Here is a 23,983-nt window from a genome sequence, read left to right on the forward strand (position 1 = left end):
TGAGGAGGTCATGAAGTTGTTTCGCAACGTCAAAGCTTCAACCAGTGCTTCGATCAGCGGTCTTGCCCTGATCGCAATCCTCTGCGTTTCAACCGGGTTTCTCGAGGCGGCGCCTGCTGTCGCGAAAGCGCCCGCGAAGACGCAACCGGCCGTGCTTGCCGGTTCGGCGATTGCGGTGCCGGACTCATACAGCGCCGATGCCGCCGAGCAGATCTTCAACGAAGGTGGCAATGCGGTCGATGCGGCCGCCGCGATCGCCTTCACCCTCGCGGTCACGTTCCCGGATGCGGGCAACATCGGCGGGGGCGGGTTCATGACGCTGTACGTCGACAACAAGCCGTATTTCCTCGACTATCGCGAGCGCGCGCCGCTCGCCGCGACGAAGAACATGTATCTCGACGACAAGGGCGAGATCATCAAAGGCATGAGCCTGGTCGGCTATCGCGCGGTGGGCGTGCCGGGCACCGTCGACGGCATGTGGCAAGCGCAGCGCCGTTTCGGCAAGCTGAAATGGCAGCAGGTGCTCGCGCCGGCTATTCACTATGCGCGCGACGGCTTCGTGGTCGCCCCGCAACTGCAGAAGCTGCGCGACGATGCGGCGAAGAACTTCGCGGGCAGGACCAATTTCGACACCTACTTCGGCAATCTGAAGCAGGGCGTCACCTTCAGGCAGCCTGACCTTGCCGCGGTCCTGCAGCGTATTTCCGATCAGGGCGCGAAAGATTTCTACACGGGCAAGACTGCGGATCTGATCGCCGCTTCAATGCGCGGCCACGGCCTGATTACGAAGGCCGATCTCGCGCAGTACAAGGCGGTTTGGCGCGAGCCGGTGCAGGCGAACTGGAACGGCTACCGCGTGATCACCGCGCCGCCGCCGAGTTCGGGCGGCGTCGGGCTCGTGCAACTGCTGAAGATGAAGGCCGATATCGCGCCCGAGTTCAAGAACGTGCCGCTCAATTCCGTGCAATACGTGCATCTGATCGCGGAGCTCGAGAAGCGCGTGTTCGCGGACCGCGCGCAGTATCTCGGCGACCCGGATTTCTACAAGGTGCCGGTCGCGCAACTGATCGACGACCCGTATCTGGCCAAGCGCGCGGCCGAGGTCGATCCGAATGCACCGTCGGACACGAAGAGCATTCAGCCGGGGCTCGGGACCTCGATGCCGGAGAAGGCGGAGACCACGCATTTTTCGGTGGTCGACAAATGGGGCAACGCGGTGTCGAACACGTACACGCTGAACGGCGCGTTCGGCTCGGGCGTCGTGGTGGATCGGGCAGGCATCGCGCTGAACGACGAGATGGACGACTTCTCCGCGAAGCCGGGCGCCGCCAACATGTTCGATGTGGTCGGCAGCGACGTGAATGCGATCGAGCCGAAGAAGCGCCCGTTGTCGTCGATGGCGCCGACGATTCTGACGAAGGACGGCAAGGTCGCGCTCGTGATCGGCACGCCGGGCGGATCGCGCATCTTCACGACGATCTTCCAGGTGATCACCGACATCTACGACTTCGACATGCCGTTGCCGGATGCGCTCGCCGCGATGCGTTTCCATCACCAGCTATTGCCGCCGAATACGATCTATTCGGAGCCGTACAAGCCGATCGAGGGCGAACTCGCCCAGCAGCTCGAGGCGAAGGGCTACAAGCTGGAAGGGCAGCAATTCACCGGCGATGTTCAGGTGATCAGGATCGATGGGGACGAGCCGGAGGCGGCGGCCGATCCGCGTGGGCGAGGGGTGACGCGGGTGGTTCGGTAGGGAGGAGAGTCGGTTGCAGCCATTCTCTTCGACGATCAGCCTAGTCCTGATCGACTTCGGGCCATAGTCTCGGGAATAGAAATCGAAGACTCTTCAATGGGAGACCGAACGAGAGATTGCCGCGATGGGAAGGCGAGTCGAGCAGTCCAATATCAAGTAGAGAGCGCGTAATCCGGCGAGCCAGAACATCAGTAACGCCAAGTATCTGATTGAATTCGGCGCGGCTGACTGCACGCCGCGTCGCCACAAACTCCATCGCCAGTGCCGAGGCCTCCGGTTTGATCACCGATTTTTCGGAGCCGATCATCCACGGATTCGAATCGAGGTAGCGCAATAGATCGAGCAGGCGATCTGCAATGCCATCGAACTCGGTCATGCGAACCATAAAGCTTACCTGGTCCAGGCAGCAATCGAGAAAGAACCGCGCGAAACGCACCAGGCCTTCCTGGGATAGATTGCCTCGGCCATCGAGGTCATTGCGGCGGGTCTGGTCGGCTTCGCTCAATCTTGCGTAGTACAGCTCATGTTCGCGTGCGAGACCGCGAAGCGGAGACCATAGGCCATGCGTCAAGTCGGCCGATCGTAAAGCGAGATGTGAATGCAGACGTGCCACCCGGCCATTGCCGTCTGCGAACGGGTGAGTCCATGCCAACCGATGATGCGAGCAGGCGATGCCGATCAACTGATGGTCCTTGATCCGTAGGCGCGCATATCGCTTGGCCCATGCATCGAGCAATGGCGCGATCATTTCAGGTTCTGGCGCGAGATGCCGGCCCACGGTGACGTCCGATCTGCGAAGTTCGCCCGGCACGATTGGTTCGCCCTCGCTGGTAAATCTCTCAGCGACCGGCAAATAGGAAAAAAATCGCTCATGAATGGCCGTAAGTCGTGCGGGCTCGAACAGGGCGGGCGTCGCAAGCAAATCCCACTCTTCTTCGAGCGAGGATTCCGTTGCAATATGCGCCATCGCAAGGCGCTGCTTTTTGCGCTCGGCGACGTCAGCTGAATAGTCGCGCTTGAGAGCGGCCTCGATCCTGGCGGGCGTGGTGTGCTGGCCTTCGATCTTATTTGTGTAGTACGAATTCATCGCACGCAATTGCGGGACGAGCGCCGCGGCAAATGGCGTCCCGCTTACGGCAAGGAGCTTTTGCGATGAGTCGACGAGTTCGGTCGTGCGCTCGATCAGCGGATCCAATACACGGTCCTCAGGAAACAAGGGTTCGAACGATACGACGGTCGTCATCGCGGATTGTAGGGTTTAATGTAGAGTTAGATGTTGTTGATTATATCGTTCAATAAATTGATTTATAAGGATTTTAATTATTTCTTGTAGAGTCTAATGTAGGGTTTGCGGTAGGGTGGCGCCTGACTGTCCACCCCGCAGTCCCCCGGCAATCCCCCCATCACCCTGCCTGCTCCACCGGCGTCACCGTCAACTCCACCCGCTGCGCGCCGCGCAACACCGTCACGTTGACCGGCTTGTCGATACGCGAAGCATCGAGCGTGCGTTGCAGTGCATCCACATCCTGCACCGGCTGCGCGTCGATCGCGACCATCGTGTCGTCGGTGCGCAAGCCGCCGAGCGCCGCCGGACTGCCTTTGACGATCTCCATCACGCGCACGCCGCTTTGCGTGCCGAGCCCGAAGTAGCGCTGCACGCGGCGCGACAGCGGCGTCGTCGTGCCGGCCACGCCGATATACGCGCGTCGCACGCGACCGTGCGCGAAGATCTGCATGATGACCCACTTCGCGGTATCGATCGCCGTCGCAAAACAGATGGCCTGTGCGCCAGGAATGATCGCGGTATTCACGCCGATCACCTGACCCGCCGAATTGATCAGCGGTCCGCCCGAGTTGCCCGGATTCAATGCCGCGTCGGTCTGGATCACGTCGTAGATCATGCGGCCGGAGTTCGAGCGCAGCGACCGGCCGAGCGCCGAAACGACGCCGGTCGTCACGGTCTGTTGCAGCCCGAGCGGGTTGCCGACCGCAATGGCGATCTGCCCGACGCGCAGCTTTGATGATTCGCCGAGTTCGACATGCGGCAGCGGTTCCGGCGAACCGATGCGCAGCACCGCGAGATCGCTGCCGGGATCGTCGCCGACCAGATCGGCGTCGAACTTCGCGCCGTCGGCCAGCGTCACCTGGATATGCGTCGCGCCATGCACGACGTGGCTATTGGTCAGCAGGTAGCCGTCGGGCGTGAACAGGAAGCCCGAGCCGGTGCCGCCGCGCGCGCCGCGCCCATGCGCGGACGCTTCGCCGGGCAGCCGGCGTTCGACGGCGATAAACGCGACCGCCTGCTGCACGCGCTCCAGTGCACCGATCACGGTGCGGGAGTAGGCGTCGAGCAGCGCGTCGTCGTCGTGGGTCAAAAGGTCGGTGGACTGGGGCCCGGGGGCGTCGGATGCGGCGCTCGACAGGTCATCGATGAAGCGTGGGCGGCTTCCCATAACGATGCTCCGGATAGACGGGCTCCGAGATGCGGGACGGTGCGCGAGTTTTCAAGTGCATCGCGGGGGCGTCGGCGGCGTCCCGGCCGCGCCGCCAGACCGGTGGCCACTGCCCGTGAGACACTTTCCCGGGCGGGCCGTCGTTCGCCGCTCGCTCGCGCCACGGAGACCCTGTTCATGTCCGCATCTAACGCTTCAGCGCCGCAATCCCCGCAGCCGGGTCCACGCATCGAGTCGCTCTGTGCGATCACGCTCGCCACCAGCGACATGCAGCGCGCCGTCGCGTTCTACGAAGCGCTCGGCTTCCCGATCAAGTTCGGCGGTCCGCGCGAGGCCTTCACGTCGTTCGCGTTCGGCAGTTCGTATTTGAACCTGATCGCTGATGCGCGCGCGCCGGTCAACTGGTGGGGGCGCGTGATCATCTACGTGTCGGACGTCGACGCGTTCCATGCCAGGGCGGTGGCGGCAGGCTTGCAGCCGACGTTCGCGCCGTCGGATGCGCCGTGGGGCGAGCGCTATTTTCATATCACCGATCCGGACGGCCACGAACTGAGCTTCGCGCGGCCACTGCCCTAGCGGCGGAAGTCGGGGCAAAACTCGCTATCATGGGGTTATCACGCATATGCAGCGGCCGCCCACGCGGTAACACGGCTGACACCTCGCGCTTCGATAATCGAACGCGACCGCGTCGCGCTAGCCGCCGCGCGCCATCCCATTCCTGTTGCGAGGAGAGCCGCAATGAAAGAGCCGGACCCGAGACCCGATATCGAACTGATGGCGGAGCGGCAACGCCGTTTCGAGGAAGACCTCATCGATGCCTACGACGAAGAACTCGAAATGGAGGTCGACGACCGCATCATCGACGGCCCGGACGGCTTGACGCCCGAGCATCGCGAGGCGCGCAAGCAGTACTTCCGCGAACTGTTCCGGCTGCAGGGAGAACTGGTCAAGCTGCAGGACTGGATCGTCGCGACCGGGCACCGGCTCGTCGTGATCTTCGAGGGGCGCGACGCGGCCGGCAAGGGCGGCGCGATCAAGCGCATCACACAGCGCCTCAATCCGCGCGTGTGCCGCGTGGCCGCATTGCCCGCGCCGAACAATCGCGAGCGCACGCAATGGTATTTCCAGCGCTATGTATCGCACCTGCCGGCGGGCGGCGAGATGGTGCTATTCGATCGCAGCTGGTACAACCGCGCGGGCGTCGAGCGCGTGATGAACTTCTGCACCGACGAGGAATACGAAGAGTTTTTCCGCTCGGTGCCGGAGTTCGAAAAGATGCTGGCGCGCAGCGGCGTGCAGATCCTCAAGTACTGGTTTTCGATCACCGACGAAGAGCAGGAAATCCGCTTCCAGAACCGCATTCACGATCCGCTCAAGCAGTGGAAGCTGAGTCCGATGGATCTCGAAAGCCGGCGCCGCTGGGAAGCCTATACGCTGGCGAAGGAGGTGATGCTGCAGCGCTCGCATATCCCCGAGGCGCCGTGGTGGGTCGTGCAGGCCGTCGACAAGAAACGCGCGCGCCTGAACTGCATTCAGCATCTGCTGAGCCAGGTGCCGTATCACGAGATCGAGCATCCGCAGATCGACTTGCCGTCGCGTGTCTATCACGAAGACTATAGCCGTCAGCCGGTGCCTCAGTCGATGATCGTGCCTGAGCTGTATTAACAGCGGATCGTATGAAATAGCCGGCCAACGAAAAAGCGCGGTACGTATATCAGCGTACCGCGCTTTTCTTCGTGCTTCGCCCCGCCAGATCGGCGAACTCAGAACACCGAACGGAACGCCCAGAACAGCCCGCCCGCGAGCGCGATCGACGCGGGCAACGTCAGCACCCATGCGAGGATCAGACTGCGCACCGTGGCCCATTGCAGACCCGAGCCGTTGGCCGCCATCGTGCCGGCCACGCCGGAAGAGAGCACATGGGTCGTCGACACCGGCAGACCGTAGACGTCGGCGGCACCGATCGTGATCATCGCGACGAGTTCAGCCGACGCGCCCTGGCCGTACGTCAGATGCTGTTTGCCGATCTTCTCGCCCACCGTAACGACGATGCGCTTCCAGCCGACCATCGTGCCGAGACCCAGCGCGATCGCGACCGCCACCTTGACCCACGGCGGAATGAACTTGGTCGCGTGGTCGATCTGCGTTCTGAAGTTGGCGATGACCTTCGCGTCTTCGGGCGAGAACTGCGGCTGATTGGCCTTCTGCATCAGACGGATCGCCTCGGAGGTGACATACATGTTGTTGCGCACGTTATCGACGATGCCTTGCGGCACCGCGGCCATCGAGCCCGACTCGGCGACCTGGCGACCGATCTGCTCGGTCAGCTGCTGCAGCGCCGGCAGCGTGGCGGGCGTCAGCTGACGGGTGCGCACGAAGGCCTCGACGTCGGCGCGCGGATCCGCGGAAGGCGCCGCGCCCTGCGTGTAGCGCGACAGCGTCGCCGCGGTTTGATGCGCGACCGCGACGAAGTTCTGCGTTTGCGCCGGCGTGACCGCCTTGTTCAGCGCGTAGGCGGTGGGCACGGTACCGATCAGGATCAGCATGATCAGCCCCATGCCTTTCTGGCCGTCGTTCGAGCCATGCGCGAACGACACGCCCGTGCAGGTCAGAATCAGCAGACAGCGAATCCAGAACGGCGGCGGCTCCTTGCCCTTCGGCTCGGCATACAGCGCGGGCACGCGCACGACGGCCTTCAGGATCAGCAGCAGCAGGCCCGCAAGCAGAAAGCCCACGATCGGCGAAAACAGCAGCGACTTGCCGACGCCGAGCGCCTGATTCCAGTCCACGCCACTGGTGCCGTTCGCACCATGCAGCATCTGATTCATCAGACCTACGCCGATGATCGAGCCGATCAGCGTGTGCGAACTCGAAGACGGCAGGCCCAAAGACCACGTGCCCAGATTCCAGATGATCGCGGCGATCAGCAGCGCGAATACCATCGCGAAGCCGGCGCTGCTGCCAACCTGCAGAATCAACTCGACGGGCAGCAGTTGCAGCACGCCGAAGGCGACCGCTCCGCTCGACGTCAGCACGCCCAGAAAATTCCACGTGCCGGACCAGACCACCGCGATATTCGGCGTCAGCGAGTGGGTGTAGATGACGGTGGCGACCGCGTTGGCCGTATCGTGAAAGCCATTGACGAACTCGAAGCCGAGCGCGATCAGCAGCGCGACACCGAGCAGCAGATACGGCAGTACCGAGCTTTCGCGTACGGGCTGCAGATCGTCTATCAGATGAACGCCGCAGTACACGACGCCCGCGATGAGCAGGGCAACGAAAATAACCAGGCCCGCGTTACGGCCTTTGCCGCTGGCGGCGCCTGGTTGCGGATACGAAAGTTCCGGCATGACGTGAGCCCCAAAAAGTGGTCGCAGAGTTCTTGATGCTGCTTTCGCTGTGTGTCGCAACGATGACAACTACGTGACGGCATTGGGGGTGCGGGAAAAGCAGGCGCGGCGCGCCCTATGCTACGCCGCTCACGCCGGTAAATACTACGCGGGCTGGCGGACGGGAATAGCAAGATGTCCGAACCGAACTAAGCAAGAGCACGAGCGGCGAGCGGGCTTCGGTTGCGCTTACGATGCGCTGACTACTTCGCCGCTTGCGCTGCCACCGAGGGTGCGTTTATAAGCTTGCGCGACGATTTCCGCCGGTACCCCTTGCGACGGATCGCGGCCCATCGATTCGAGCGTTTCGGCGACCCACCCCGGGCTCACCACATTGACGCGGGCCTTGCCTCGCAACTCGAGCGCGGCCGAGCGCGCGAACGCTTCGACACCTGCATTGACGATGCTGACCGCGGCGCTGCCTTCCATCGGCTGTTGCGCGAGCACGCCGCTCGTCAGTGTGAACGAGCCGCCTTGCGACACATGGTCCACGCCGCAGCGCACCAGATTGACCTGCCCCATCAGTTTATTGGCAAGACTAAAAGAAAAGTCTTCGTCGCCAAGCGCCGCGAGCGGCGCGAATTTCGCCGAGCCGGCCGCGCAGATGATCGCGTCGAAGCTGCCGGCTTGCGCATACATCGCTTCGATGCTGCGTTTGTCCGACAGGTCGACGTGCAGTTCGGAGCCTTTGCGGCTCGCGCCGACCACGTCATGTTCCGTGGCGAGCAGCCTCACGATGTGCGAACCGAGCAGGCCGGTCGCACCGACAACGAGAATTCGCATACATCCTCCTAAGGTCTGTTTGCGGCATTTGCCGCACTGCACACTGCATCGTCGCCGGAGCACTCGCCGAACCGTGCAACGCGCGATCCTATCGGTCGAGGATAGACGCTGCCGGTGCGACGCGCCAACGCGTGAGGGAAGAGTCGGCTGACACGCGCCGCGATCCTCCTGAGCATCATTTTTGCTACGCTGGAAGTAAGGTCATGTTTCCGGGGAGCGTCGATGAAGCAAGACAGCGAGACAGTCAACGAGCCGGTAGAGGACGAACCGGCACAGCGTGCCTTCACTTCCTATGCCGCGCCGCTCGTCGATGAGGCGATCCGGCTCGCCAAAGGGGTGCATGGCGAGGCGTCACCCGAAGCGCTGCACAAACTGCGCGTTTCACTGCGGCGTTTGCGTTCGTTATGGTGGGCTTTCGCACCGCTGCTCGACAAGGGCGAAAATTCCCGGCAACGCGCGGTCTACAAGTTTCTCGCCACCGCGGCGGGTAAAACGCGCGATTGGGACATCCTGATCGCGTTGCTCAGGCAGCAAGACAGCGGCGCGCAAGCATTGATGCCGAAGCTCGAGCAGGCGCGCCGCGACACGCTGGCGACCAGCCGCGAGACGTTGTTGAACGCCGACGTCAAACACCTGCTGCGCGATGCGTTGGCCACCACTTCCGCGCAACTGCACGCCACGCACGATTCGGCTATTGCGCTGCGCAAATTTGCCGCTCGACGCATAGGGGCGTCGGAGCGCTCATTGAAAAAGCGCATCAAACGCGCGCGCCATGCGAAACGCTCGAATTACGGAGCCTTTCACGATGTCAGAAAAGCGGGCAAGAAACTGCGCTATCTGTTCGAGTTTTTCGGGCCGGTGCTTAAAACCAGCCATAAGCGCACGCTCAAGCGCCTGAAAAAAATCCAGAAGCGCTTCGGCATGCTCAACGATACCGTCGCGAGCGAAACGCTGTTGCGCGACAATGCCGCATCGTTTGCCGACGCGGACCACATCGAAGCCGCGTTGGGTTGGCTCGACAGGAAACGCAAACGCCGCTTGCGCGCGGCGTCGGAGCTACTGGGCTGAGAGAGCGCGTTCGGTCCTCGCTAGCGCGGAGGATCCGCAGCCCAAAATGCACGGCGCACCGCGCTGCGGCCCGAAAGAATAGTCCGCGAAGGAGGCGAGGAGCGTGGCACCGCATGGGCTTTCGCTGCGTCATCGGCTGCGCCTGACGTTGCGCGCCGTTCGAGCCGGGATGACCCGCTATGTGGGCAACCGCCCGTGGGTGGCCGGCATCGCCGGCACGCTCGTCGCGTTGGCGATGTCGATCCTGACGGCGGTGGAGGTCGGCGAAGGCCGCCGCGAAATGCTCGATCATGCGCGCCAGACGTCGCAAAACCTCGTGTCGATCATTTCCGCCGATCTCGCGCGCAACGTCGAAATTTATAGTCTGTCGCTGCAATCGATGGTGGATGCCGCAGGCGATCCGCTCACCTGGACGCTGCCGGTCCCGGTGCGCCAGGCGATGCTGTTCGATCGCGCGACTACCGCCGCGTTTCTCGGCGGCGCGTATATAGTCGGCGCCGACGGTGAAGTGGCCGCCGCGCAGTACGCCGACGCCAACACCACCGTCCATCTCGACGATCGCGAATACTTTCAGGTGCATCAGCGCAATCCGGCGGCGGGCCTGTATTTCTCGCATCCGTTCATGTCGCGGCTGCGTGGCGGCAAGCTGTCGATCGCGCTGACGCGGCGCATCGACGATGCGCAAGGCCGCTTCGCCGGCATCGCGCTGCTCGCGATCCGCATCGAGTACTTCCAGCACCTGCTGGACCGGATCGACACCGGCGAGCAGGGCTCGGTTTTCATCGTGATGGCGGACGGCACGCTGCTCGCGCGCAAGCCGATCGACGCGCGCGCTATCGGCACCAGCGTCGCCAAGTCGCCGACCTTCGCACCGATGACGGTGCACGACTCCGGCAGCTACGTATCGGTCTCGCGGGTCGACGGTGTGCGTCGCATCTTCACCTACACGCACGTACCGGGCACGCCGCTGATCGTGGCCGTCGCGCCCGCTGTCGATGACGTGCTCGCGCCGTGGCAGCGTCGCAGCCACGTGGCCGCCGCGCTGACCATCTCGTTCGGCTCGGTGTTCGTGCTCGTGTCGTGGCTGCTCGCGTTCGCGCTGCGCGACAAACAGCGCGCGCAGGCCGCGCTGCTGCGTCTTGCCGCGACCGATCCGCTGACCGGGCTCAACAATCGCCGCGTGCTCGACAAGCGGCTCGACGACGAATGGAAGCGTGCGCGACGCGAGAACAAGCCGCTGTCGGTGCTGTTCATCGATATCGATCACTTCAAGCGTTTCAACGATACCTACGGCCATGAGAGCGGCGACGAGGTATTGGTCGCGGTGGCTGATTGCATCGCGTCCGTGGTGCGGCGCTCGGCCGATCTGGTCGCGCGCTACGGCGGCGAAGAGTTCGCGGTGGTGCTGCCGGATACGACCGCGCAGGGCGCGTTCGCGGTCGCGGAGCAGATTCGTCGCAAGGTGGAAAACCAGGTCATCGTGCGCGGACACGATGCGCCGCAGGCGGTGACGGTGAGCGTCGGCTGCGCAACGGCGCTGCCGAGCGCCACGGATGTCGCGAACGGACTCGAGCTGATGGCGGCCGCTGATGGACAGTTGTATGTGGCGAAGAACGAAGGGCGCAATCGCACCCGGTCGGCGCAGTGGGACGAGTATTCGGCGGCGCAGGGGGTCTCGCGCACGGGGGCGGCGCCTTAACGCCAGGTGTTCGTGCGCGTGAGCGTGAGCGCCTTCCCGGCCCAGATTGTCGCGACGCAGCGCAATTCAGGCGCGCTCCGCACTGCGCGGCGCGAAGCCGCGCAACGTCACCGCCGCTGGTGTTTCGTCCCGCAACGCCGAGCGCGGCCGATCGGCGGCCGAACCATCCGCGTAAGCCAGCAAGCCCACCGGGAAGCCACGCCGCTGCCATGCATCGAGCCCGCCGCGCAGTGCGCGAATCCGCGTGTAGCCATTGCTGCGCATATGTTGCGAGACTTCGAGCGCGGTCGCGCTGTCCGGGCAGATGCAATAGATGACCATGTCGTGCGTGCGCAGCGCGCCGTCGATCTGTTCAGGCGAATGCGGATCGAGCGCGCGCGCATCGGGAATCTGGCGTCGCAGATCGAGCAGCGGAGCGCCGGGCCGCGCATCGAGCACGCGGGACGGCGCCATGCGGCGCAGGCGGCCGGAGCACCGCCAGCGCCACGGCATGCTCGACGCGGCGGCACTCGCCGATGAGGCCTGCGTCGGCGCGGCCAGCATCGGCTCGGCTTGGGCCGACGTGGCTCGCGTGAACCGGCGCCGTTCGTAATATCGCAGATACAGCCGGTAGAGCAGATAGACGAGCGCCACCGCAAGAAGAATGTCGGCGATCGTGCCGCCGCGCTGCTCGACGAACGCGCGCAGCATATGCACCTCGCGTTCCACGGCCGCGCCGCCGAGCAGCCAGAACGTCGCCCACGCGATCACGCTCGCCAGATCCCATAGTGCGTAGATGCGGATGTCGACGGCGGTCGTACCCATCAGCGGCGGCGTAATCAGGCCGAGGCCGGGCACGAACTTAGAGATCGACACGAGCGGCACGCCATAGCGTTCGAATAGCGCGCGCGCGGTTTCCAGCCTCGTATCGACGGCGGGCGACAAGCGGCCGAGCCACGCGAGCAGTTTGCGTCCATACAGACGGCCCGCCGCGAACCAGGTGCCGTCGCCGATCAATGCGCCCAGCACCGCCGCGCCGAGGGTCGGCCAGAACGCCAGGGTGCCCGCAGCGATCGCCGAGCCCGCGAACAGCAGCATCGGCACGGCCGGAATCGGTACGCCGAGGCGCGTCAGCAGGACGTTGACGAACACGATAGCGCTGCCCCAGGTTGAAACCGCCGACAACGGAAACTCGACCAATTGAGGCGCTCCTGTTGCTGCTGTTGGGCTGGCATGCGTGGACGGCCGGTATCGACCATCGGCCTCAATCGTCAATACGCAACTAACTGTCAACCCCGCGTGCCCACCGCAAGGTGGCCGGCGCGCTTGAAGAGAGTGCGCGCGAGCGCGCACGCTGGATTCGCAGGGGCGGGGGCTGCATCGTCAACGAACCACGAGCAGCCCCCGGGTCCACCTCATCAGGCATTCGGCACTGCCACCACGCCCGGATTCCCGACGATCGCCAGAAACTCCCGCCGTGTCGACGGATCGGTGCGGAACGTGCCGAGCATGCGCGACGTGACCATCGTGACGCCCGCCTTGTGCACGCCACGCGTCGACATGCACTGATGCGCGGCTTCGAGAATCACGCCCACGCCGGCTGGCTGCAGCACGTCGTTCAGCGTATCGGCGATCTGCACCGTCATCTTTTCCTGGATCTGCAGCCGTTTCGCGAACGCATCGACGAGGCGCGCGAGCTTCGAAATGCCGACCACGCGATGGTTCGGCAGATACGCGACGTGCGCGCGTCCGATGATCGGCACCATATGGTGCTCGCAATAGCTTTCGAAGCGGATGTCCTTCAGCACGATCATTTCGTCGTAGCCGTCCACTTCGGAGAAGGTACGCGCGAGGATGTCGCGCGGATCGACCTGGTAGCCGACGAAAAACTCGTCGTAAGCGCGCGTCACGCGTGCCGGCGTGTCGATCAGACCTTCGCGCTGCGGATCGTCGCCGGCCCAGCGCAGCAGCACGCGCACGGCTGCCTCAGCTTCTTCGCGGCTCGGGCGTTCGGCGGCCGCTACGGGTTTGGTCTTCTTTGCCTTGCTGCTGGTCATGCGTCGTCCTCCTGGATCGCGCGTCGACGCTGCGCGACGCGCGGGGTCAGTAACTGAGGTCATTGTTCCATGTTTTGCGCCGAAGGTGCCGATGCCCCTTTCGCGGCCGGGGCAGTCGCGGGCGTGCTGCGCACGGCTACTTCGGCCATTCGTCCATCGCATCGTTGAACAGCTCGGCGACCACGCCGCGCAGCCAGCTGCCGCGCGGATCGTTATGAAACTTGCGATGCCAGTGCTGCCGCAGGTCGAAGCGCGGCAGCGGCAGCGGCGGCTCGACGAGCATGATCGACGCATGCTCCGAGACGTACGCGAAGCCGATCGCGTGCGGCACGGTCGCGAGCAGGTCGGTGCGCGCGAGGATGAAAGGCAGGCTCATGAAGTGCGGCGTTTCGAGCACCGCGCGTCGCTTGATGCGCTTCTTTTCGAGGTACTGCTCGAGCACTTCCTGGCTGCGTCCCTCGGCGCGCACGACCGCATGCCCGGACGCCACGTATTGCTCGAGCGTGAGCGGCCCCTTCGACAGCGGATGTCCGCTGCGCATCAGGCAGATGAAGCGATGCGTGAAGAGCCGCTGCTGAAAGAAGTTGTTGCCCGCCAGGTCCGGAAAATAGCCGACGGCGAGGTCGACATCGCCCGATTCGAGCCCGCGTTCCACTTGCGACGGCGACAGCGTGACCGAGCGCAGTTTCGCGGACGGCGCGCGCTCGGCGAACAGCTGCAAAAGACGTGGCAGAAACACGATTTCGCCGACGTCGGACAGCGCGATCGAAAACGTGTGCGTGCTCGTCGCCGGATCGAAATCCTGCACGTCGAGCATGCCTTTCTCGATGCGCAGCAACGCGTCGCGCGCGGCGGGCAGGATCGCGAGCGCGCGCGGTGTCGGCTCCATGCCTTTCGATGTGCGCACGAACAGCGGATCGTCGAAGTATTCGCGCAGGCGCCCAAGCGCGGTGCTCACGCGCGGCTGGCTCACGCCGAGCTGCTCGGCGGCGCGGCTCACGTTGCGCGTGTCTTCCATCGCGACCAGATAGGGGATCAGGTTCAGATCCAGATGTGTCTCGGACATGCTTGTTATGGCTCGCGGGGCGGGCGGGGCAAGGGGATGCTTATGCCGTATCGCTATAGAGCCTAGTTGAAAAATCGCCCGTAAGCATAGTGGGATTTTGCGCGGCCGGCATTTTCGCGCGCAGGGCGAGCGCTGGACGAGGGCATCCCGGACCTTCGCCGCCGCGCGCGGCGACCTATGATGAAGGGGGTTTCCCTGCCTTGACAACCCGCCCACAGGACAACCATAATCGCCGAAGCGTTCGCTAAACGAATCACTGTTCATTCAACGAACAATTCAGCGGCGAAGCAATCGAAGGCGCCAGCCCGCTCTCCCCCTCGCGAGCCGTCGCCAGCATGCCCGGAGACTGTTTCCGCGCGAGCCTTGCCGGTTACGGCTGTCAGCCCAGCGGCACGTAGCGCCCCCAAAGGAAATTCGACATGATCAACAAGATTTTCGAGACACTTCAATCGGCGGTCGCCGATGTCCACGACGGCGCGACCGTCATGATCGGCGGCTTCGGCACGGCCGGCATGCCGTCCGAGTTGATCGACGCGCTGATCGAGCAGGGCGCGCGCAATCTCACCATCGTCAACAACAACGCAGGTAACGGCGATATCGGCCTCGCGGCGCTGCTGAAGGCCAAGCGCGTGCGCAAGATCATCTGCTCGTTCCCGCGCCAGACCGACTCGTATGTGTTCGACGCGCTCTATCGCGCCGGCGAAATCGAACTCGAACTCGTGCCGCAAGGCAATCTCGCCGAGCGCATCCGCGCCGCGGGGGCGGGCATCGGCGGCTTTTTCACGCCGACCGCGTACGGCACCAAGCTCGCCGAAGGCAAGGAAACCCGCCTGATCGACGGCCGTCACTACGTTCTCGAAGCGCCGCTGCACGCGGACTTCGCGCTGATCAAGGCGTACAAGGGCGATCGCTGGGGCAACCTGATCTATCGCAAGACCGCGCGTAACTTCGGGCCGATCATGGCGAGCGCCGCGAAGACCGCGATCGTGCAGGTGTCGGAAGTGGTGCCGCTCGGCGGTCTCGATCCCGAAGAAATCGTCACGCCCGGCATTTTCGTGCAACGCGTGATCGCGGTGCCGCAAGCGGCGCATGCCCCCACGCCCAATCCTCACGACGCTGCTGCCTGACCCGGAGACCGACATGAAGAAACTGACTCGCGATGAAATGGCCAAGCGCGTTGCCCAGGACATCCCTGAAGGCGCTTACGTGAACCTCGGCATTGGCGTGCCGACGCTGGTGGCGAACCACCTCGCCGCCGACAAGGAAATCTTCCTGCACAGCGAAAACGGTCTGCTCGGCATGGGCCCGGCACCGGCGAAGGGCCAGGAAGACGACGAACTGATCAACGCCGGCAAGCAGCACGTCACGCTGCTGACGGGCGGCGCCTACTTCCATCACGCGGATTCGTTCGCGATGATGCGGGGCGGCCATCTGGACTTCTGCGTGCTCGGCGCGTTCCAGGTGTCGGCGAAGGGCGACCTCGCGAACTGGCACACCGGCGCACCCGACGCGATTCCGGCGGTCGGCGGCGCGATGGACCTCGCGATCGGCGCGAAGCAGGTCTACGTGATGATGGAGCATCTGACCAAGCAGGGCGAGAGCAAGATCACCGCCGAATGCTCGTACCCGGTCACCGGTATCGGTTGCGTGACCCGTATCTATACGGACCTCGCAATGATCGACGTCACGAAGGAAGGCCTCGTCGTGCGCGAGATTTTCACGGACATCGGCTTCGACGAACTGCTGAAGCTGACCGGTGTGCCGATGACCGACGGCACGCAGGCCGCGCGCGCGGCCTGATGGCTGGCTGAGGCGTCGCGGCGGCGGTCTGCTTTGCGGCCGCGTCGATGGCGTCTCGTCTGAAAGCAGCATTGCGCGAACGGGCCAGCGCTGACGGGGTGAATTCCTGGACGGCGCTGGCCTGGCGACTTCAGCGACGGGCTGACCACGTTTGGCGCACAATACGCAGCAGATACCGCGGCATACGCACGGCACGAGCGCGGAGCAAGCGCGCTACGAGCGCTTGCTCCGCCACGGCGTCGGCTTCGAACCGCCGCGCGCCGTGCCGCTTCTTCGCTTCCGATTCCCTCAAACATCGTCGTCACCATGCTCGACTCCAGCGCCCGTCTGACTGGCCTTCTTTGCGGCACACAGCCGATGAACGACATCTGGGCGCCGCGTGCCACGCTGCAGCGGATGCTCGACGTCGAAGCCGCGCTCGCGCGTGCCTCTGCCGCGCACAAAGTCGTTCCCGAATCCGCCGTCCCTGCGATCGAAGCGGCCTGCCAGGCCGACCAGCTCGACGCCGACGCGCTCGCACGCGACGCCGCGCTCGGCGGCAACCTCGCGATTCCGCTCGTCAAGCAACTGACTGCACGCGTCAAAGCCGCCGATGCCGAAGCTGGCAAATACGTGCATTGGGGCGCGACGAGCCAGGACATCATCGACACCGCGACGGTGCTGCAACTGCGCGACACTTTCGACCTGCTCGACGGCGGCCTGCAAGCCACCTGCGACGCGGTCGCGAAACTCGCGGCCACCCATCGCGCGACACCGATGATCGGCCGCACGTGGCTGCAACAGGCGCTGCCGATCACGCTGGGTCTGAAGTTCGCGCAATGGCTCGACGCGCTGTTGCGTCATCGCGAGCGGCTCGACGCGTTGCGCGAACGTGTGCTGGTGCTGCAATTCGGCGGCGCGGCCGGCACCCTCGCGAGTCTGCGCGAGGCGGCGCCGCAGGTCACGCAGTCGCTCGCCAAGGAACTCGGCCTCGCGGTACCGACCTTGCCGTGGCACACGCAGCGCGATCGCATCGCCGAGACGGCGTCGCTGTTCGGCATGCTGATCGGCACGCTCGGCAAGATCGCGCGCGACGTGTCGCTGCAAATGCAAACCGAAATCGACGAACTCGCCGAACCGGCCGCGGCCGGCAAGGGCGGATCGTCGACGATGCCGCACAAACGCAACCCGGTCGGTTGCGCGGCGGTACTGACGGCCGCGACGCGCGCGCCCGGCCTTGTGGCGACTGTGTTCGCCGGCATGGTGCAGGAGCACGAACGCGCGCTCGGCGGCTGGCAGGCCGAATGGGACGCGCTGCCGGATCTCGCGCGCCTCGCGGGCGGCGCGCTCGCGAACATCGAACAGATCGCTGCGGGTCTGAACGTCAACGAAGCGCACCTCGCCGCGAATCTCGACGTCACGCACGGCCTGATCCTCGGCGAAGCGGTGATGCTCGCGCTCGGCGATTCCATCGGCCGGCTCGACGCGCATCATCTGGTCGAGCGCGCGTCCAAGGCGGCGATCCGCGACGGCAAGACGCTGTATGACGTGCTCGCCGCCGACTCGGCCGTCACCGAACATCTTTCGCTCGAGCGCCTGAAGCAGCTGCTCGATCCCGCTCAATACGTCGGCCAGGCGCACGCATATGTCGACGCCGCGCTGGCGCTTCACACCACGCGCGCGCAGCGCGCCCATTCCAAGGAGTAACCGGCATGCCCTACGCCGCAGTCAACGGCACCGAGCTTCACTATCGTATCGACGGCGATCGTCACGGCCACGCGCCGTGGCTCGTGCTGTCGAATTCGCTCGGCTGCGATATGTCCATGTGGACGCCGCAGGTCGCGGCGTTGTCAAAGCACTTCCGCGTGCTGCGCTACGACACGCGCGGCCACGGCCATTCGGAAGCGCCGAAGGGTCCGTACACGATCGAGCAGCTGAGCGGCGACGTGCTCGGGCTGATGGATACGCTGAAGATCGCGCGCGCGAATTTCTGCGGCATATCGATGGGCGGCCTGACCGGCGTCGCACTCGCCGCGCGTCACGGCGACCGCTTTGAGCGCGTCGTGCTGTGCAACACGGCCGCGCGCATCGGCTCGCCGGAAGTGTGGGTGCCGCGTGCCGCGAAGGCGCGCAGCGAAGGCATGTTCGCGCTCGCCGACGCGGTGCTGCCGCGCTGGTTCACGGCAGACTTCATCGAGCGCGAGCCGGTCGTGCTGGCGATGATCCGCGACGTGTTCGTGCATACCGACAAGGAAGGCTACGCATCGAACTGCGACGCAATCGACGCGGCCGACCTGCGGCCCGAAACGCCGGGCATCAAACTGCCGACGCTCGTGATCAGCGGCACGCATGATCTGGCCGCCACGGCCGCGCAAGGCCGCGAACTTGCGCAGTCGATTCCGGGCGCGCGCTACGTCGAACTCAATGCCTCGCATATCTCCAACATCGAAAAGGCCGGTGAGTTCACGAAGACCGTGCTCGACTTCCTGACGGAGGCAAAATGAACGACGAAGACCGTTACGAAGCCGGTATGGAGGTGCGTCGCGCGGTGCTGGGCAACGCGCACGTCGACCGTTCGCTCGCGAACCGCACCGAGCTGACCGAGGAATTCCAGAACCTGATCACGCGCTATGCGTGGGGTGAGATCTGGACGCGTGAAGGTCTGCCGCGTCATACGCGTAGCCTGCTGACGATCGCGATGATGGTGGCGTTGAATCGCAGCGAAGAACTCGCGCTGCACCTGCGTGCCGCCAAAAACAACGGCGTGACGCGCGAGCAGATCAAGGAAGTGCTGCTGCAGACCGCGATCTACTGCGGCGTGCCGGCGGCCAACTCCGCATTCCATCTGGCCGACAAGCTGTTTCGCGAGGATGATGCGGCGGCCGCGGCGGCGAAGTCGTAAGGACTGAGCACACGTAACTGATCCTGCGCATCGCGCAGGATCAGGTCGAAGGTGAGGGCAGGCGTGCTCACGACGGACTCCGCAGCTCACGCAGGAAACGCTGCACGGCCACCCGCACGATCTGCTGCACCCAACGGTGGGTCGCCTTCGACACCGCGCGCAGTTCATCGAGCAGTTCCTGCGGCAAGTACTGGCGGTAGGAAGGGTTGCGGTAGCGGCCGGCCATTTCAGTTCGTCCATTCCGACCGGCCGCGACAGGTCAGGACTGTCTTGGGTTCAATGCAGGCCAGCGGGCCAGGGCAATGAACCACAGCAGAATGACGTTCACCACCGGAATGAAGGCGAGCAGCGACCAGGCGCCCGCATATCCCGCCTTCTTCAGGATCAGCCATAGCGGGATAATCTCCGCGATGACGACAACAAGAACAAACACCAGCCAGTGCCATATGGAAAGAGCGCCCACGCATACCTCCATTTTTTAAAGGGTCTTCGCGGAAAAGAGTGATGAAAAATCTCCATTTTTCAGATTCGAGGCAGCATGCAAGTGAGGATCTTCAGGCGCAGATACTGCTCGTCTCGCAATCCGTACGCGCGTCGTTGGATGACCCGAATCTTGTTATTGAGTCCCTCAACGAAGCCGAGCGGCACCTTGTTTTCTGGCTTGCAATAGGAAGCAATCCCCTCCCAATGACGCTCGACCATCGCGGCAAACTTCTCATAGGGCTTCAAACGCTGCCACCTCAGGCTGGATTTCCAGTTCTCGAAGAAGCGACGTGCCCAGCCTTCGCGCTCGTAGTCCCACAACTGCCCGAACGACTCCTTGAGCAGGTACGCGGTATTCAGCCGTCGGTTCGCTGCGAGAAGCGTCTTCAACGAGTTCCTGCCTTCCATCGACAGGTTTTCGCGATGACTAAGCAGAACGTACTTCTGGCCTTTGATGTAGCGCCGCTGCTCGCCTTGCAGGCGAGCGTATTCGCTCTTGCGCACTTCATCCAGGGCTTCGTTGAGCTGCTTTATGACGTGGAATTTGTCGTACAGGATGGCCGCATGCGGCACGCGTTCCTGCGCGACGTTGTAAAACGGCCGCCACATGTCCATCACGACAAGCCGGATGCCGCGGGCCTTTTTCTCGCCCAGCCAGTCATAGAACTGATGCATGCTGGCCTCCTTTCGATCTTCGCCACCGAACCAGATCGCACGGCCCCGTATCAGGTCGCTCACAACAATGCGGTACGTCTGTCCCCTGCCAATCGAAATCTCGTCGATGCCGATGACCTTCGGCCCAGGCGTGCCGAACCGCTCCAGTTGCGCCCGCATGTACTGCATCTCGAGGTCCTTGACCGTGTGCCAGTGCAATCGCAGTTCGTCGGCCACGTCCTTGATCGTGCTCTCGCGACAGCGACGACCGACGTACCACGCGAAGCGCTTCGTGTAGTGAGGGTTGTCCGCCAGAAAGCTCAGTCGTTCGCCTTTCACGCTGCCATCGCATCGACAGCGGACCCGACGAGCTTCGAGTTCCAGGTAAATCCGTACGTCGCCGTTCGGCAGATCTCGAACGCGACGCACCGTGCGATCGTGGATCGAGCACCGTCGACCACATCCCTTGCAGGCCGTTTTTTTGAGCGCCGAACCAGCGTGACTACGCGTGCCATGCGATCACCGAAGACACCGCGCAGCGCTTCGCAAGGACGGAATCCGTCGAACCGGTATGCGTCAGAAAGACGCTTGAGTTTGCGTGAAGTAGCCATCGCGAAATCATGCCCGATTTCGCGAGGCCATCAAGACGCGCGAACCCTTACCCAGATTGGCTCTCCGACGTTTTCATCATGAAAAACCATCACACTTTTCCGCGAAGATCCTTTTTAAAGTTGACGGGCAGAGCTGAGTATAACGACGCACGGCTGACTTCTTTTTCAATATTTCCGGCTGCCATCGATGCCGCACACCCGCTGCGCTTTACGCGCGTAGTCCTGCAACGCGGTCAGTTTCCGTATGGTCGCATCCCCGTCGCTGGTGATACCGAAAAGATCGTCAGCAGCCGCTGCGTCAAGTCCGGCTGTACCGGCTCCATCAGCTCCAACCATCCGTTCGCATCCGACCGTGCGGGAGGCGGCCAGACACTTCCGCGCCACGCAGCTGGCCGTACTCGACGCGTGCGAAGACTGGGAGGGCGATGGTTACATGCGGCCCGCAACGGTCTTTCGCGCCGGAAGCGTTTCGGATCGATTTCCCGCCTTGGCGACTATTTCGTGGAAGCCTACAGACAGACCCGAACCAGACGTACAGGCCGCGCGGGCAAGGGGTGTAATGACTGAAACAGAGCGAGGTAGGGGCCTTATGACGCGCCGCTCGCAGGCAAAAAAAGACCCGCGCGATGCGGGTCCGGGTCTGAACTGGCGCGGTTCACTCGATATGCCTGTACCGAGTGTCCCCGCCGCCACGCTGCAACTGTTTCGAAACGATAAGAAACTGCTCGTCACTAATCGTACACTCCAGTTCGCCTATCTCGTACACAGCAATCAGCTTGATCTTATTTCCGTTTCGCTCCTCAAAGGTAATCTGATAGACCCCTCGCCACATTGGTTCGCCATCCTCATATTTACCGATCTTCTCGGACGCCAGTCGCACGGCCCTTGTTTTCGTAGCATCGAAATCCAGGGAGAGGATGTCAGTTTTTCTTAGCGCCATCTGGGCCACATAGGCCGGAAACCGGTCGCCGCATGGCGGGTATGGTCCGGGTTCCGCCAGGCATAGCGCGGGAAGGGATAGCAGCAGGACTGCAAAAGCGTGTTTCATGGATTCAAAGGACCTCACTCTATCTGCTTGAACATTCTGTCAGCCTCGACTCTTGACAGCAAATGCTTCGAAACGACAAAAACCTCTACGGCACTCATTGAGCATTCAAATTCGCCAGCGTCGTTCACAGCAATCACCTTGACCTTGTTTCCGTTTTTTTCGTGAAAGGTGATGTGATAGACCTCACGCCATAACTGTTCGCCATCCTCATCTTTTCCTATTTTCTCGGACGCCAGTTGCACGGCTTGGGTTTTCGTATAGTCGATATTGCCAAGCATGCCAGCCTTTTTTAGGCTGTTTTCGGCCATGTTGGTCGGCCACCCGTCGCATGGCGGGTTCGGTCTGCCTTGCGCCAGGCATAGCGCGGGAAGGGATAGCAGCAGGACTGCAAAGGTGCGTTTCATGGATGTTTCACCCTAAGCATTCTGTCGCCACTGTTCCAGATTTGCTTGCGGTATGGCAAGTGCAGAACGATACATCCATTTGACGCGTTGCCGGGATCGGTCTGGCTGTCGCCGTGGATCATGAAGGCGGAACGTTCGCCTAAGCACGTTCCGCATACCGGGTTAAGCCCATCGTCTTATACACAAGTCTGCCCTCCGCACCGTAGGCCGGAACAAACCGTCGTCGAGCAATGAGATCGACCGGGGCTTGTAAACTTTCGGCGCGTCGCGTTTACTCTTGCTTTTTGCGTGAACGCCTTGGCCCTGGAAGCACCGTGCTGGACGGAAACCGAATTTGCTGGGCTCGACCTTGGCGACGCGCGCTTGAACAAGCGAGCAAGGACATTGATGGAACGATTGGCGGCCAAGCCGACGGCTGGCGTGCCGCAGGCGTGTCGGGGCTGGGGCGAGACGATGGCGGCGTACCGCTTCTTCGACAACGGCGAGGTCCAGTGGAGTGCGATTCTGGAGCCGCACTGGCGGCAGACCGAGCAACGAATGGCCGCCCAGTCGGTCGTGTTGTGCCTGCAGGACACCACGGAACTGGATTTCAACGGCCGGCAGGCCGCGGGCCTTGGGCCACTGTCTTACGAGATGCAGCGCGGAATGTATTTGCATCCGACCTATGCGGTGACACCTGAGCGGGTGCCGCTGGGTGTACTCGACGCGTGGATGTGGGCGCGTGAGCCCAAGGACGCGCAGGGCAAGCGCGGCGGGCTCAAGGAAAGCCTGCGCTGGATCGAGGGTTACGAGCGGGTAGCGGAAACGGCATCGAGCCTGCCGCACACGCGACTGGTGTACGTCGCCGATCGCGAGGCAGACATGCTCGCGCTGATGGTGCGGGCGCAGGAGTTGGGCACGCCGGCGGATTGGCTGATTCGCTCGACCCACGACCGCTCGCTGCCCGAGGGAGCTAAGCTTTGGACGGCGACGACAGAAGGCGCACCGCTCGGCGAGATTGCCTTCACGATGGGCTCGCGTCACGGCGTGAAGGCGCGCCAGGTGCGCCAGCACGTATGGTTGCGGCGCATCGAACTGCCGGCAGGCGTTGGTCAAAGCGTAGCGGCCACGTGTCTGGTGGCGCGTGAGTTTGATGCACCAGACGGCGTCAAGCCGATCGAATGGCGCTTGCTGACCAACCGCGAAGCCAGGACGCTGCAGGAAGCGATTGAACTGATCGACTGGTATCGGGCGCGCTGGGAAATCGAGATCTTGTTCAACGTGCTGAAGAACGGTTGCCGAGTCGAGGCGCTGCAACTGGGCGCGATCGAACGGCTCGAACGCGCGCTGGCGCTGTTTCTGGTCGTGGCTTGGCGAATCGTCCATCTGATGCACATGGGCCGCAGTTGCCCCGATCTGGATGCCGAACTGTTCTTCGATGTCGATGAAATTCGCGGCGCGTATTTGCTGACCGACGTCAAGCAGCCGGCCAAGCCCAAGCTCAACGAGGTGCTGCGCTTGATCGCGCGCTTGGGCGGATTCCTCGGCCGCAAGGGCGATGGCGAACCCGGCGCGAAAGCTATTTGGCTGGGACTCAAAGAGGTTCATATCGCTGCCAAGACATTGCAGAAGTTACGTGTCGGCGGTCACGCTGGAAATTGTGTATAAGCCGATGGGTTAAGCCGCATCGAGAACGGTCCAGTTTTAGGGTGCGGAAACGGTGCCGTAATTTCATACAGGCCAACGGGGATTGGTCCCCAGTCGCGGACATACTGGCTACTGTGTTTATTCTTGTGCTCTCCCTTGCCGGAATATCCCTTATCTGTGATTAATTTGTCGTTGTGATACAACAAGTGGCTCTCATGCTTGTAAA

22 protein-coding genes and 1 pseudogene are annotated in these 23,983 nt (G+C 63.2%); 11 read left to right on the forward strand and 12 right to left on the reverse strand.

Annotation, left to right across the window (positions count from 1 at the left end):
* Positions 1-10: 10 nt before the first annotated feature.
* Complete coding sequence (gene ggt, locus OKW26_RS06800) at positions 11-1,756, forward strand: gamma-glutamyltransferase (protein WP_429353071.1); 1,746 nt, start codon at positions 11-13, stop codon at positions 1,754-1,756.
* A gap of 40 nt (positions 1,757-1,796) precedes the next feature.
* Here the strand turns inward: ggt and OKW26_RS06805 are convergent, their stop codons facing one another.
* Positions 1,797-2,951 carry a Fic family protein gene (locus tag OKW26_RS06805; protein ID WP_429353072.1) on the reverse strand — a complete coding sequence of 385 codons (1,155 nt, stop codon included), beginning with the start codon at positions 2,949-2,951 and terminating at the stop codon, positions 1,797-1,799.
* 208 nt (positions 2,952-3,159) lie between these two features.
* Positions 3,160-4,209, reverse strand: coding sequence for a S1C family serine protease (locus tag OKW26_RS06810; RefSeq protein ID WP_429353073.1), 1,050 nt, complete (start codon positions 4,207-4,209; stop codon positions 3,160-3,162).
* 177 nt (positions 4,210-4,386) lie between these two features.
* Between OKW26_RS06810 and OKW26_RS06815 the strand changes: the two genes are divergently transcribed.
* Positions 4,387-4,785 carry a VOC family protein gene (locus tag OKW26_RS06815; protein WP_090807279.1) on the forward strand — a complete coding sequence of 133 codons (399 nt, stop codon included), beginning with the start codon at positions 4,387-4,389 and terminating at the stop codon, positions 4,783-4,785.
* Between the two features lie 162 nt (positions 4,786-4,947).
* Entirely contained in the window at positions 4,948-5,874 is a 927-nt protein-coding gene (ppk2, locus tag OKW26_RS06820) for a polyphosphate kinase 2 (protein WP_429353074.1), read from the forward strand.
* A 98-nt stretch (positions 5,875-5,972) separates the two neighbouring features.
* Here ppk2 and OKW26_RS06825 read toward each other — a convergent pair whose 3' ends face one another.
* Positions 5,973-7,559 (reverse strand): inorganic phosphate transporter, encoded by a 1,587-nt coding sequence (locus tag OKW26_RS06825; RefSeq protein ID WP_429353075.1) that lies wholly within the window; start codon positions 7,557-7,559, stop codon positions 5,973-5,975.
* A gap of 228 nt (positions 7,560-7,787) precedes the next feature.
* Positions 7,788-8,381, reverse strand: a complete 594-nt coding sequence (locus OKW26_RS06830) for a short chain dehydrogenase (protein ID WP_090807273.1) — start codon at positions 8,379-8,381, stop codon at positions 7,788-7,790.
* A 222-nt stretch (positions 8,382-8,603) separates the two neighbouring features.
* Here OKW26_RS06830 and OKW26_RS06835 point away from each other — a divergent pair, with 222 nt between their 5' ends.
* Positions 8,604-9,449, forward strand: coding sequence for a CHAD domain-containing protein (locus OKW26_RS06835; protein WP_429353076.1), 846 nt, complete (start codon positions 8,604-8,606; stop codon positions 9,447-9,449).
* Positions 9,450-9,552: 103 nt separating this feature from the next.
* Complete coding sequence (locus OKW26_RS06840; protein ID WP_429353077.1) at positions 9,553-11,148, forward strand: diguanylate cyclase; 1,596 nt, start codon at positions 9,553-9,555, stop codon at positions 11,146-11,148.
* Between the two features lie 66 nt (positions 11,149-11,214).
* Here the strand turns inward: OKW26_RS06840 and OKW26_RS06845 are convergent, their stop codons facing one another.
* The 3 genes from OKW26_RS06845 to OKW26_RS06855 all read right to left on the reverse strand — a co-directional run bounded on the left by OKW26_RS06845 (position 11,215) and on the right by OKW26_RS06855 (position 14,250).
* Complete coding sequence (locus tag OKW26_RS06845) at positions 11,215-12,327, reverse strand: VTT domain-containing protein (protein ID WP_184063363.1); 1,113 nt, start codon at positions 12,325-12,327, stop codon at positions 11,215-11,217.
* Positions 12,328-12,545: 218 nt separating this feature from the next.
* On the reverse strand, positions 12,546-13,184 hold the full coding sequence (gene folE, locus OKW26_RS06850; protein WP_184063367.1) for a GTP cyclohydrolase I FolE: 639 nt from the start codon (positions 13,182-13,184) through the stop codon (positions 12,546-12,548).
* 136 nt (positions 13,185-13,320) lie between these two features.
* Positions 13,321-14,250 carry a LysR family transcriptional regulator gene (locus OKW26_RS06855; RefSeq protein ID WP_090807267.1) on the reverse strand — a complete coding sequence of 310 codons (930 nt, stop codon included), beginning with the start codon at positions 14,248-14,250 and terminating at the stop codon, positions 13,321-13,323.
* Positions 14,251-14,669: 419 nt separating this feature from the next.
* On the opposite strand from OKW26_RS06855, the gene OKW26_RS06860 reads away from it, so the two are divergent.
* The 5 genes from OKW26_RS06860 to pcaC all read left to right on the forward strand — a co-directional run bounded on the left by OKW26_RS06860 (position 14,670) and on the right by pcaC (position 18,931).
* A complete protein-coding gene (locus OKW26_RS06860; RefSeq protein WP_062131411.1) occupies positions 14,670-15,377 on the forward strand; it encodes a 3-oxoacid CoA-transferase subunit A in 708 nt (235 codons plus the stop codon).
* A gap of 13 nt (positions 15,378-15,390) precedes the next feature.
* The gene (locus tag OKW26_RS06865) at positions 15,391-16,050 is read left to right on the forward strand and encodes a 3-oxoacid CoA-transferase subunit B (RefSeq protein WP_018423570.1); all 660 of its coding nucleotides are present in this window, start codon (positions 15,391-15,393) and stop codon (positions 16,048-16,050) included.
* Positions 16,051-16,356: 306 nt separating this feature from the next.
* A complete protein-coding gene (locus OKW26_RS06870; protein ID WP_429353078.1) occupies positions 16,357-17,736 on the forward strand; it encodes a 3-carboxy-cis,cis-muconate cycloisomerase in 1,380 nt (459 codons plus the stop codon).
* A 5-nt stretch (positions 17,737-17,741) separates the two neighbouring features.
* Positions 17,742-18,533, forward strand: coding sequence for a 3-oxoadipate enol-lactonase (gene pcaD, locus OKW26_RS06875; RefSeq protein WP_090807263.1), 792 nt, complete (start codon positions 17,742-17,744; stop codon positions 18,531-18,533).
* Positions 18,530-18,931 carry a 4-carboxymuconolactone decarboxylase gene (pcaC, locus tag OKW26_RS06880; RefSeq protein WP_187619599.1) on the forward strand — a complete coding sequence of 134 codons (402 nt, stop codon included), beginning with the start codon at positions 18,530-18,532 and terminating at the stop codon, positions 18,929-18,931. Before pcaD ends, pcaC begins: the two co-directional genes overlap by 4 nt.
* 67 nt (positions 18,932-18,998) lie before the next feature.
* Here the strand turns inward: pcaC and OKW26_RS06885 are convergent, their stop codons facing one another.
* The 5 genes and pseudogenes from OKW26_RS06885 to OKW26_RS06905 all read right to left on the reverse strand — a co-directional run bounded on the left by OKW26_RS06885 (position 18,999) and on the right by OKW26_RS06905 (position 22,131).
* The gene (locus OKW26_RS06885) at positions 18,999-19,157 is read right to left on the reverse strand and encodes a hypothetical protein (RefSeq protein ID WP_429353079.1); all 159 of its coding nucleotides are present in this window, start codon (positions 19,155-19,157) and stop codon (positions 18,999-19,001) included.
* A 33-nt stretch (positions 19,158-19,190) separates the two neighbouring features.
* Positions 19,191-19,394: a hypothetical protein gene (locus OKW26_RS06890; protein WP_184063382.1), complete on the reverse strand. Its 204-nt coding sequence runs from the start codon at positions 19,392-19,394 to the stop codon at positions 19,191-19,193.
* A 59-nt stretch (positions 19,395-19,453) separates the two neighbouring features.
* Positions 19,454-20,545: pseudogene (locus OKW26_RS06895) on the reverse strand (ISL3 family transposase); the annotation flags it as partial.
* A 789-nt stretch (positions 20,546-21,334) separates the two neighbouring features.
* Positions 21,335-21,727: a hypothetical protein gene (locus OKW26_RS06900; protein WP_184063218.1), complete on the reverse strand. Its 393-nt coding sequence runs from the start codon at positions 21,725-21,727 to the stop codon at positions 21,335-21,337.
* 14 nt (positions 21,728-21,741) lie between these two features.
* Positions 21,742-22,131: a hypothetical protein gene (locus OKW26_RS06905; RefSeq protein ID WP_429353080.1), complete on the reverse strand. Its 390-nt coding sequence runs from the start codon at positions 22,129-22,131 to the stop codon at positions 21,742-21,744.
* A gap of 297 nt (positions 22,132-22,428) precedes the next feature.
* On the opposite strand from OKW26_RS06905, the gene OKW26_RS06910 reads away from it, so the two are divergent.
* Positions 22,429-23,778: an IS4 family transposase gene (locus OKW26_RS06910; protein ID WP_429352904.1), complete on the forward strand. Its 1,350-nt coding sequence runs from the start codon at positions 22,429-22,431 to the stop codon at positions 23,776-23,778.
* Positions 23,779-23,983: the final 205 nt, after the last annotated feature.

The sequence above is a fragment of the Paraburkholderia sp. 32 genome, from assembly GCF_050435345.1.
GTDB classification, from domain to species: Bacteria; Pseudomonadota; Gammaproteobacteria; order Burkholderiales; family Burkholderiaceae; genus Paraburkholderia; species Paraburkholderia tuberum.

What these genes read in the sequence shown, in the direction of transcription:
- folE (WP_184063367.1), bottom strand. Translation starts at nt 13,184, where the DNA reads ATGACCAGCAGCAAGGCAAAGAAGACCAAACCCGTAGCGGCCGCCGAA.
- OKW26_RS06860 (WP_062131411.1), top strand. Translation starts at nt 14,670, where the DNA reads ATGATCAACAAGATTTTCGAGACACTTCAATCGGCGGTCGCCGATGTC.
- OKW26_RS06825 (WP_429353075.1), bottom strand. Translation starts at nt 7,559, where the DNA reads ATGCCGGAACTTTCGTATCCGCAACCAGGCGCCGCCAGCGGCAAAGGC.
- OKW26_RS06870 (WP_429353078.1), top strand. Translation starts at nt 16,357, where the DNA reads ATGCTCGACTCCAGCGCCCGTCTGACTGGCCTTCTTTGCGGCACACAG.
- ppk2 (WP_429353074.1), top strand. Translation starts at nt 4,948, where the DNA reads ATGAAAGAGCCGGACCCGAGACCCGATATCGAACTGATGGCGGAGCGG.
- pcaD (WP_090807263.1), top strand. Translation starts at nt 17,742, where the DNA reads ATGCCCTACGCCGCAGTCAACGGCACCGAGCTTCACTATCGTATCGAC.
- OKW26_RS06865 (WP_018423570.1), top strand. Translation starts at nt 15,391, where the DNA reads ATGAAGAAACTGACTCGCGATGAAATGGCCAAGCGCGTTGCCCAGGAC.
- OKW26_RS06900 (WP_184063218.1), bottom strand. Translation starts at nt 21,727, where the DNA reads ATGAAACACGCTTTTGCAGTCCTGCTGCTATCCCTTCCCGCGCTATGC.
- pcaC (WP_187619599.1), top strand. Translation starts at nt 18,530, where the DNA reads ATGAACGACGAAGACCGTTACGAAGCCGGTATGGAGGTGCGTCGCGCG.
- OKW26_RS06905 (WP_429353080.1), bottom strand. Translation starts at nt 22,131, where the DNA reads ATGAAACGCACCTTTGCAGTCCTGCTGCTATCCCTTCCCGCGCTATGC.
- OKW26_RS06830 (WP_090807273.1), bottom strand. Translation starts at nt 8,381, where the DNA reads ATGCGAATTCTCGTTGTCGGTGCGACCGGCCTGCTCGGTTCGCACATC.
- ggt (WP_429353071.1), top strand. Translation starts at nt 11, where the DNA reads ATGAAGTTGTTTCGCAACGTCAAAGCTTCAACCAGTGCTTCGATCAGC.
- OKW26_RS06885 (WP_429353079.1), bottom strand. Translation starts at nt 19,157, where the DNA reads ATGGCCGGCCGCTACCGCAACCCTTCCTACCGCCAGTACTTGCCGCAG.
- OKW26_RS06815 (WP_090807279.1), top strand. Translation starts at nt 4,387, where the DNA reads ATGTCCGCATCTAACGCTTCAGCGCCGCAATCCCCGCAGCCGGGTCCA.
- OKW26_RS06855 (WP_090807267.1), bottom strand. Translation starts at nt 14,250, where the DNA reads ATGTCCGAGACACATCTGGATCTGAACCTGATCCCCTATCTGGTCGCG.
- OKW26_RS06835 (WP_429353076.1), top strand. Translation starts at nt 8,604, where the DNA reads ATGAAGCAAGACAGCGAGACAGTCAACGAGCCGGTAGAGGACGAACCG.
- OKW26_RS06810 (WP_429353073.1), bottom strand. Translation starts at nt 4,209, where the DNA reads ATGGGAAGCCGCCCACGCTTCATCGATGACCTGTCGAGCGCCGCATCC.